10 protein-coding genes, 1 tRNA gene and 3 pseudogenes are annotated in these 9,162 nt (G+C 55.8%); 2 read left to right on the top strand and 12 right to left on the bottom strand.

What is annotated here, in order from left to right:
- The 9 genes and pseudogenes from JCM13583_RS11355 to JCM13583_RS11315 all read right to left on the bottom strand — a co-directional run.
- Window positions 1–458 (bottom strand): annotated as a pseudogene (locus JCM13583_RS11355) (hypothetical protein); the annotation flags it as partial.
- The gene (locus JCM13583_RS11350) at window positions 449–877 is read right to left on the bottom strand and encodes a metallophosphoesterase (protein WP_075057756.1); all 429 of its coding nucleotides are present in this window, start codon (window positions 875–877) and stop codon (window positions 449–451) included. The gene JCM13583_RS11350 and the pseudogene JCM13583_RS11355, both read right to left, overlap by 10 nt.
- Window positions 874–2,480: pseudogene (locus JCM13583_RS11345) on the bottom strand (DUF87 domain-containing protein). The gene JCM13583_RS11350 and the pseudogene JCM13583_RS11345 overlap by 4 nt, the downstream one beginning before the upstream one ends.
- 245 nt (window positions 2,481–2,725) lie before the next feature.
- Complete coding sequence (locus JCM13583_RS11340; RefSeq protein WP_075057755.1) at window positions 2,726–2,989, bottom strand: hypothetical protein; 264 nt, start codon at window positions 2,987–2,989, stop codon at window positions 2,726–2,728.
- A gap of 6 nt (window positions 2,990–2,995) precedes the next feature.
- Entirely contained in the window at window positions 2,996–3,295 is a 300-nt protein-coding gene (locus JCM13583_RS11335; RefSeq protein WP_075057754.1) for a hypothetical protein, read from the bottom strand.
- 244 nt (window positions 3,296–3,539) lie between these two features.
- Window positions 3,540–3,935 (bottom strand): hypothetical protein, encoded by a 396-nt coding sequence (locus tag JCM13583_RS11330; RefSeq protein ID WP_075057753.1) that lies wholly within the window; start codon window positions 3,933–3,935, stop codon window positions 3,540–3,542.
- A 2-nt stretch (window positions 3,936–3,937) separates the two neighbouring features.
- The gene (locus JCM13583_RS11325) at window positions 3,938–4,123 is read right to left on the bottom strand and encodes a hypothetical protein (RefSeq protein ID WP_075057752.1); all 186 of its coding nucleotides are present in this window, start codon (window positions 4,121–4,123) and stop codon (window positions 3,938–3,940) included.
- A 232-nt stretch (window positions 4,124–4,355) separates the two neighbouring features.
- Window positions 4,356–5,144 carry a DMT family transporter gene (locus JCM13583_RS11320; protein ID WP_075057751.1) on the bottom strand — a complete coding sequence of 263 codons (789 nt, stop codon included), beginning with the start codon at window positions 5,142–5,144 and terminating at the stop codon, window positions 4,356–4,358.
- Window positions 5,129–5,353, bottom strand: a complete 225-nt coding sequence (locus JCM13583_RS11315) for a hypothetical protein (protein WP_075057750.1) — start codon at window positions 5,351–5,353, stop codon at window positions 5,129–5,131. Before JCM13583_RS11315 ends, JCM13583_RS11320 begins: the two co-directional genes overlap by 16 nt.
- A 93-nt stretch (window positions 5,354–5,446) precedes the next feature.
- On the opposite strand from JCM13583_RS11315, the pseudogene JCM13583_RS11310 reads away from it, so the two are divergent.
- A pseudogene (locus JCM13583_RS11310) lies at window positions 5,447–6,891 on the top strand (DNA-directed DNA polymerase II small subunit).
- Here JCM13583_RS11310 and JCM13583_RS11305 read toward each other — a convergent pair.
- On the bottom strand, window positions 6,888–7,232 hold the full coding sequence (locus JCM13583_RS11305; RefSeq protein WP_075057749.1) for a hypothetical protein: 345 nt from the start codon (window positions 7,230–7,232) through the stop codon (window positions 6,888–6,890). The pseudogene JCM13583_RS11310 and the gene JCM13583_RS11305 sit on opposite strands and share 4 nt — an antisense overlap.
- Before the next feature lie 571 nt (window positions 7,233–7,803).
- Between JCM13583_RS11305 and JCM13583_RS11295 the strand changes: the two genes are divergently transcribed.
- Window positions 7,804–7,944 (top strand) — tRNA-Trp (locus JCM13583_RS11295).
- A gap of 33 nt (window positions 7,945–7,977) precedes the next feature.
- Here the strand turns inward: JCM13583_RS11295 and JCM13583_RS11290 are convergent.
- A complete protein-coding gene (locus tag JCM13583_RS11290) occupies window positions 7,978–8,367 on the bottom strand; it encodes a site-specific integrase (RefSeq protein WP_075057747.1) in 390 nt (129 codons plus the stop codon).
- Window positions 8,354–8,551: a tyrosine-type recombinase/integrase gene (locus JCM13583_RS14305; RefSeq protein ID WP_171823633.1), complete on the bottom strand. Its 198-nt coding sequence runs from the start codon at window positions 8,549–8,551 to the stop codon at window positions 8,354–8,356. Before JCM13583_RS14305 ends, JCM13583_RS11290 begins: the two co-directional genes overlap by 14 nt.
- Between the last annotated feature and the right edge of the window lie 611 nt (window positions 8,552–9,162).

Below are 9,162 nucleotides of genomic sequence, written 5' to 3'. Positions count from 1 at the left end.
TTCATGTCCAGGCCGGACAGTTCACTGTCGATCTTCCTGTTGGCCGCCTCCGAGCTCATGGAATCCACGTCGATGTCAGCGAACTTCATGGGGAGGAGCCCGGTCTCCACGAAGCGTGTCTCCGGCCTGCTCCCTATGCTCACCTCGAAGAAGCCCCCCCTCCTGTCGCCCCCCCTGGCAGCCCTCTCCAGGTCTTCACCGTAGCCCAGCGAAAGGGGCCCGGGGAACACGAACCTCCCGTACCCGGGGAAGTCATTCTCGTACCTCACGTGTATGTGCCCTCCAGCGTAATACCACAGGTTCTTCGGGAACAGGGAGAGCGGCACGCTCTCCATGCCGCTCAGGTACTGGGGGGAGCATCTCCGTGACGCCGGAGTGGAAAGCGAACACAACCGGCCCGTCCTGTGACTCCAGGTATTCCCTGTCCAGGATCTCGAAGTAGTTCCTCTCAAGTGCATTCTTCCTTGCAGACACCCCAGTTATCAGGAGGCCGTCCCTGTCCCTGACGATGGAGGGCCTGAACATCCCCTGGTACTTCTCCGGCCTCCCCCACCCTCCTGAGGACGCCAGCAGCCTCCAGCACCTCTATGAGTGCAGCGTCCGTCGGGGGGGAATAGTCATGGGAGCCGTAGATCGCGTATATCATCTTGCCCGTCTCCCTGAACCTCATGAACTGCTGCGTCGCAAACGTCGCTGTCTCCATATCTGGGACGGGCACATGGAAAATGTCCCCCCCGCTCAGCAGTATGAAGTCGTAGTCCCTCTCGATCGCAGTGTCGATCAGCCGCCTCAGCGATTCCCTCTCCTGCTCCCTGAGCACGCGGTCCTTCATGGCGCCCAGGTGCAGGTCAGCTGCATGCGCGAATAACCCGCTCATTCCACCACCAGCTCCGCGTCTTTCTTAACATTCCTGGCGGAGGATATGAACTTCTCGAACTCTGGCGTGTAAACTGGCACGGCGAACCTGGTGAATATGCTGCTCACTATGGCCTCCCCCTTGTCCAGGCTGGCTATGTTCCTCTCCTCAGTGGAGAGGTCCTGGGCTGCACTCTGGATTATGGCGCTCCTCTCCAATGCCATCTCGTTGCCCAGGATTATCTTGGTGTTCATGTTGGTCAGCACCGTCCTGGGTATCACACTGGTCAGCTGCGTGATGGCCAGGAGGCCAACCTTGAACTTCCTGCCCTCCCTCGCTATGGTCGAGTATATGTTATCGCCCTCCACTATCTTGTCCTCGGCCAGCACCCTGGGCGCCTCCTCGATCACGATGCTCACAGGCGGCAGGTGCCTGAAGTCGTCAGAGCCCTTGGCATCCCTGTACCTTGAAAACACCTTGTTCGCTATCATGCTACCCACAAGAAGCTCACCTTCGTCCGTGAGCCTGGAGGTATCCACTATCACGACCTTTCCGGAGACAAGGTCAGAGACGATCTGGTCGAGCGTGGACGCCCCCTGATGACACGGAGAAGGTGTCGTTGTTGGTCTTGAACTGGTTGTCCTCATAGTAGACGCCCAGTGCAACCCTGAACTTCCTCTGCAGCACTGATATGGACCTTTCAGGGACCTTCTCCTCCACCACACCCTTTATTATGTTCTCCACCCAGTGGTTGCCGAGCTTCCTCCTGTATATCGCTATGGCCTCCCTCTGCGGGTCTGTGAGGTCTATGATGCCCTCCAGGTGCTCCGGCTCTATGCTCGATATGTTTATTACGAGGCTGTTCTGCCTGGTGGCGGCTTGGGTGAGTAGTACCTAACGAACCTCTTCGCCTCCGGGTGGTCCTTCAGGCCGGGTCCAGAACGGCCGTAGTACTCATCATGCGGGTCGAGGACTAGCACCCCGAACTTCCCCGTGCCTATTATGCTCCACAGCATGACCTTCACGAGGTTGCTCTTACCGCGCCCTGTTGTTGCTGCCACCAGCACGTGGTGTGTGAACATCTCCTCGCCGGGTATGTGCACCTTTATGTCCAGGACCTTCGAGCCGCTCCTCACGTTGCCTATGAAGACCTTGCCCCCCCTGGGATCTGTCTCCAGGAAGCGTAGATCTTCGTTTGTTACGTGCCTCACTGTGGAGAAGAAGGGCGGGAGTCTCTTGGGAGTCCTCACGGTGTTGCCTGTCACGTTCGCTATGGGCCTGGCCATGACGACCCTGTAGTTCCTGAGGGCCTCGTCAAGGAAGTTTACCCTCTCCCCCCCCTGCCCTCGAGGATAAGGCCAGCGGCCAGTTCCCTGGTGAGCTCAGGTATCTGGCTCCCGTACCTTATGTCGAAGACCTGCAGTATGGTGAACGATTCCTTGGTCCCTGTGACCAGGAGGTCGCCGAGCTCTATGTTCGAATCGCTCTTCTCCCTGATGAGCACCTCGCCCATGGTACCGCCGATGATCTGCCCGGCCACCTCAGAGGCCACTGTCGCCACCCCCCCCACAAAGGTGTTCAGGACATCATGGTAATCGACGCTCTCCACTATGTCCTGGAGCATGTCGCCGAGGCCAGCATCGAAGGCAGAAGATACTGCCAGGGCCCTCAGCATGCTCGCTTCATCGCCGGTCACCCTGGCCATCGTGTCGGCATGGACAAGGCAGTACGGGTATCCTGGCGAGACCGGGTCAAGTGAGGTGGATAGGAGTGCGCTCATGACCTCTCCTGTCCTCTTTTCCCTCTCCAGTTCCAGCGCCTGCTCAAGGTTCATCTCGAACCTGAATATGCGGCCCATGGGGGTGCATCCTAACAGCGTGCATCCTCACCTTGTGGTCCTTGAAGTAGATGTCGGCCAGAGGCATGAACCACGGGGGGCCTGACCAGGGACTGCCGCTCCGCAGTGCTCACAGCATGGTAGAGGGGCACTCCCGTGTCGGTCACCATGTTCGAGGTCTTCGCCAGTGCGCTCAGGAAGACGCCCCCCCTGGAACGGCACCTGGAAACAAGGTTGGACAGGTAGGCGCTCTCGTTGGTGAATGTGCTCTGCAGGGTGCCGTCTAGAAGCAGCACGGACCATCACTGAGCCTGGAAGAGATGAAGGAGGCCATCGACCTCTCGGAAAACCTCCTCGCCACAGAGGAGAGAAGGGACATGTCCATCCTCCCGGAGGGCCCAGCAGGGACGGGTCACCTGCCTGAAGACCAGGTCTTCTTCCCTTGGCAAGGCATGGGCCCCCCCGCTGAGTGGCATGAGGGCGGTTTTCACCTCTCCGCTCCCCCCCACAGTAGTCACAGATACGAACTCCTCAGTGTACTCTTCTACGAAAGAAGCGGATCTGGAATCCCATATGCCGCCGTAGACCCTGTTGAACTGCACGGTGCACCCTGGCCCTTCAACAATGCCCTGGTTACCGCCATCGACAACCCCCCCTATGAGGCCACTCCACTCCCCCCCTCTATGGCATTATGTTCCTGGGCGATATCTCATATGAACTGCTGTTGCCCTTCACCTGCAGCCTCCCTGGCTCCCTGGCCCTGTATACCTTCCCCCCCAGGTATTCTATGGCTCCCTGATGCCGTCTTGCATAGATGGATTAAATACCATACATATTTGTTTGTTTCTAACCCAGGGACTGGCAGTACCTGGAAATGGCAAACTCGATTCCTTCCCGGTTCAGGTCCCTGAGGAGGGAGGACACCACATCGAATGTGGAACGGAACTTCGGGAAAAGCTGCGGGTTCCTCAGCACCGATGCAGGGTGGTACTGTGGCACAACGAAGAATTCAGAGATCCAGTAAACCCTACCGATGTTCCTCTGTTCGTATTCAACCGTGGTGGACGTTATGATGCTGATGGCCTTTGTTGAGCCGCTGCCCATGGGCACAACCACAGACGGCCTGATCAAGTGGAGCTCTGATCTCAGGTGCTTCACACATGCCTCTATTTCACTTATCCTCGGTGACCTTCCTACCTTGGGCTTGCACTTTATTGCTGTGGTGAAATATATGTTCAGCACGTCTATGCCGGAGCCTCCATGGTCTTAAGCAGCAGGATAGCGTTCCTGCCCAGCAGTGGCTTGCCCTCCTCGTCCTCGTGAGAACCGGGTGCGTCGGAGAGGAGCATGACCCTGGCCCTCTGGGTGCCTATGCCGCATACAGGGTTCTTCCGATTCCTGTAGAGATCACAGCTTGTGCAGCTCTGCACTGCCCGGCAGATATTATCGAGATCTTCCAGCAAGCAAGTTAAACATGGCATCACCCTTATTTATCTTTAACTTAACTGTCCCTTGAAGTAACGGAATGCAGGCCATGGGCAGCCTACGAGACCATGAACTGTAATCGCACAGTCCACTCCGAAAGCGAATGATGTATCTCCCACTAATCCTCAGGCGTCAAAAGTGCCTGGATGTGGTTTCGACCTGCCACCCTGCAGCTGGTCACTGGAGAGAGCGGGATCCAAAGAGAGGAGTCATGGCTGGGTCCAGATCATGCAATGGGGCCCGGTTGCCGGGCGGGGCACATGCAGGCATCACTTCGTGGCGCCCGCAGCGGTACCCCCCTAACCCTGGCCCCCCCCGACCCCCCCTGGAGGTCAGGAATATGCCGATCCCAATGAGGACGAAGCCAGCAGCTGAAATGGCTGATATTGTCTCATGGAGTATAGCGTAACCGAAGACTATGGAAAGGGCTGGAACAAGGAAGAAGTACGAGGAAATGGCCGATACGGAATACTTCCTGTAGAGCCTCAGGTAGATCAGGTACGCCACGAATGTCCCAAGGGAGCCCATGTAGACAGTTATGCCTATGAACTGCCACCCGAACCCGCCCAGGCTGAACGGACCAGTGAATGCTGCCACAACCGCTGTGACGGGTAGTGCGTAAACGAACTGCATCGTGTTGACCGCGATTGGATCATACTTCGAGAGGTACTTCCTGTAGTAAACAGTACCAAACGCCCAGCTCAGGGCGCCTATGATCAGGAAGTAGAGGCCAGCAGAGGCGTGCACTACAAGGTGGTCAACAAATATCAGGACCACTCCAGCCAGTCCAAGCGCTGCTCCCAGCCCCCTTGTGCCGGAGACCCTCTCGCCCAGTACCGGTATCGCAAGCAGGGTTGCCAGTATGGGATAGGTGTATATTATTATCGATGAGAGCGAGGAGGTCTCAGTGGCCTCCCCAGCGAACCAGAACTCCATGAACAGGACTATGTTCAGCATTCCCAGCACAGCGACCTTTGCCTGCCCCCCCTCCAGCCATCCGGTATCCTGATCTTGCTGTGCATGATGGCGAGCGAGAACACCGCAGCGAAGAGGACCCTGAAGACCAGGAGGTAGTATGGGTCCTCATAGAGGAGTGCTATCTTGACGAGCGGGTAGTTCAGGGCCCAGAACGAGGACATCACGAGGAACCCTATGACATCCTCTGTCCTTGACATAGAGTGGCGATGCATGGGTGGGTTATATCTTTTCCATACGTCGGCAACAGCTGGTGCGAGGGATATAATACCAAGAGGGAATGACAGTACGGTATGGAGAGCCTCTTCGAGGACAGGGCCGGGATCCTGAAGTTCTTCAACAGCCATGGCATCTTAGTCTCACCAGGGGCGCTCAACCTGATACTGCAGAGAAGCATGGCAGATGATCCCTCACCTTCTGACAGACGAGGTCCAGTCATCCGGCTACATAGATGAGAAGACGGTGCTGAGGCTAATCAGGGGGGGTGAGGAAAAGGTACCCCCCCATGTGGAGTACGAGGTGAGCCTTCCGGATATCAGGGTCAACAGTTCCGTGGAGGACTTCAGGAAGATGTTTGTGAGCAGGTACGAGAAGCTCAAGAAGATCATAGTCACGTCATCCACGATGCGGGGGGGCTCGGTGGACATAAAGACTGCAAAGAGGAGCCAGGGCGAGGTGAAGGTCGTAGGCATGGTGCAGTCCGTCGAGGTGACCAGGAACGGGCACAAGAAGGTGACAATAGAGGATCTTGAGGACACAATACAGGTCATACTCATGAAGGACAGGGGGGGCCTGGCCGGGGGGGGAGCTCATTCTGAACGACGAGGTCATTGGGGGGGTGATAGGCAGCGTGGGCAGGAACAGCAGCACTCCTGTGATATTCGCAAACGAGGTGGTGAGGCCAGACATACCGATGAGGGTCATGGACGACACAGGGAAGCCGCCAGTCTACGTTGCGTCGGTATCGGATATCCACGTGGGGGGGAGCAAGACCTTCAGGCGCGATGACTTCAGGAGTATGGTGAAATGGATATCCTCTTCCAGGGAAGAGGCCGAATCACTGAGGTACCTGATAATGAGCGGCGATGTGGTTGACGGCATAGGCGTCTATCCGGGGGCAGGAGAACGACCTGGAATTACTGAACCCCCCCTGGAGCAGTACGAGGCGCTGGCTGAACTGGTATCGGAAATTCCAGAGGATATCACTATATTCCTCATGCCAGGCAACCACGACAGTGTGAGGCTTGCGGAGCCCCCCCAGCCTGTGTTCTCACACAGGATCAGGGAGCTCTTCCCCCCCAGGAACGTGGTCATGCTTCCAAACCCATACAACCTTAGACTGGAGGGCAAAAACGTGCTCATATACCACGGCATGTCGCTGAACGATATGGTGGAGCTCATCCCTGGCGTGAACTTCCAGACTATAGGCAAGGCCATAGAGGAGATACTGAAGAGGAGGCATCTTGTGCCCAGCTACGGCGGAAAGACCCCGCTTATACCGTCTGAAAACGACTACCACGTCATCGAGGAGGTCCCGGACATATTCATAACGGGCCACATACACTCACACTACCTGGGTAACTACAGGGGGGGCGTCCGTTACGTGAACTCCTCCACCTGGCAGTCCCAGACGGAGTACCAGAAGATGATGAACTTCTCCCCCCCGAACCCATCAATACTGACGCTCTTCGATCTAAATTCGAGTTCCACTTTGGTCAAGAGGTTCTCAAAGGACTAGAAGGTCCTCCTGACGATCTCCTCTATCTCCTTCTGGAAGCTGTTTATGAACTCCGAGAGCATTTCGTCCCTGACCTGCTTCGGTGTCGAGAGGATGCCCAGCTTTGCTGTCACCTTTGCCATCTTTGCTATCCCCCCCTCGTACTCCTTCGCCTTGCCCTCCAGGTAGGTCTTCAGGGCATCCGTCATCTCGTCCCTCAGCTTGGGGTCCTCTGACAGCTTGCGCCTGAACACCTCCTTCACGAAGTCCTTGATGAGGTCCCGGACAGCATCTGTGAACATGGATTCGTCGGGCATCGTCTTTGTGAGGTCCCTCAGGTATGAGAGTATGTCATCTTCCATGTCCTGAAGAGTGCTACGGCGTAATTAAATGTTGAGTGCCCTGCCAGGCAGATTATTCGGAACACCCTCTCGCGCCGCCTCCCACCGGTACCTATGGGACACGATCACCAACCGGTGGGCCCACGGCCCAGGCAGCCTGAAGTTCACATTTAGGGGAACCGCCAGTATGCCTGGGGCACTGGCTGCCACTGGGGCCAGGTGATGTGAAAGGGGGGGTGGTGCGCTTCAGGCCCCCCGTCTCCCTCCATTGTTAGGAGAAGGGATATGGGGCGCAGGTCAAGCCAAGATCACATTGGCTAGCTGAACGCGGTTGCCCATGGGTCCCCCCCACGGGCGCATGGTGGTGACTGGCACTGTCCACCCTTTACCGGCTGGCATAGTTAAGTCTTTTATAAGTGCTCACTATTTAGGGTAACGAAGGCCACCTGGCGAATGCAAAAGGGCATCTGTCAGAGGTGAATGCTTGAAGAGAAGCTCGAGGGACTGGAAGAAACGCGGAAAAATGCGATGGAAGTGGAGAAAGAAGAGGATCAGGAGACTCAAGAGGGCCAGGAGGGCCAACAGGACGTAAGGGAGCATGGGGTAATCAGGCATCCTAACGGGCTCCAGTCAGGTTGTGATTAACTATGGGTCACCTGATTGAATGATGAGTGACTGGAACTATGAACCGGGAAGAGACCCGTAGATCTGGGTTCAAATCCCAGTGCTCCCATCTGTTTTGTGCTGCTCCCATGTTTTTTGATAGTCATGCATCAAATCCCCGCCCCCCGCGAAAAAGTTTCTCGACTGCGGATTTTCCCTTCTCCACAGCTTCCTTGGTCGTCAAATGTTCATATATTGTTGTGGTCTCTATGCGGGCATGCCTCACCAGGATTTGTACCAAGCGGATATCGCCCGTAATCCTGTATAATTCAGAAGCATAGTAATGCCTGAAGAGGTGTGTATGCAGTCCCTTTATGCCCACCCTTGCTCCCAAGCGTGAAATGAATGATCTCAAATATGAGTATCCCATCCTCCCCCCCTTTTCGGTGGTGAACAGTGCCCTGGGATCCGAAGGCATCCTAAACCTCGAAATATATTCCACGAGGTCCTTTTCCAGGTCGGTGGGAACAGGAACAAGCCTATCCCTTTCCATTTTCTCTGACCTCACATACAGATATCCCCCCCCTGAGATCCTCCACATTCAGCCTTGCGAGCTCCCATATCCTCATGCCGGTATACGCGAGAGTTTCAATTATCAGCTTGTTCCTGAACCACACCTCCCTGTTGTACTGCCTTTCACAATATTTTATCATGTCCTCTATCTGCTCCCTCTTCAAGATAATCGGGGGGGGGGGAGGCCGTGCTGAGGTCGTGGACCATGTATACCCACCGTATCGCGTGATAGATTCGTTGAAAATCCACACATACACGCCGGGCGGGTCCGAGGATGTAAAGTTGAAGACGAGCTTCTTTTGCCCCCCCGGTTTCCTGGTATGTAATGTGATATTCCTGGAGGACCTGCAGGTTGGTGGCGCTCAAATTTCCCGGATTTCCGTTCAGCACGCGGTCAAAATAGACGGTCCAGTTCCCTGCATTAAACGTGAAATTCAGATAGGCCGGCCCTGAACCCTTGACCAGGGAGGTAGAGCCCTGGACATTTGCGCTCAATTGCGAAAACTGACCCACGCCCACGTAGAACGGGAAATACTTGATTGGTTGCGCATCGAGCACCGTGTACATCATCGTGTAAATTTCGATGTATATGGTCCCGTTATAAGGCGTGGGGGGGGTCAAGGTGACCTGGTAATTGGAAATTGAGGTAGAGGTGGTCAAGTCCGTTGACGCCAGGGTAGTTCCATTACCGGATTCGATAATAGATGTGGAATGGATAACCGCTGAAATACCCGATAGCGCCCGACCCGATTCCCGTTGAGATAGCCTCGCCTGA

The sequence above is a fragment of the Thermogymnomonas acidicola JCM 13583 genome (assembly GCF_001316105.1).
Lineage (GTDB): Archaea > Thermoplasmatota > Thermoplasmata > Thermoplasmatales > Thermoplasmataceae > Thermogymnomonas > Thermogymnomonas acidicola.
The sequence above is the reverse complement of the archived record's forward strand: the minus strand, read 5'-3'. Positions and strand labels throughout refer to the sequence as shown.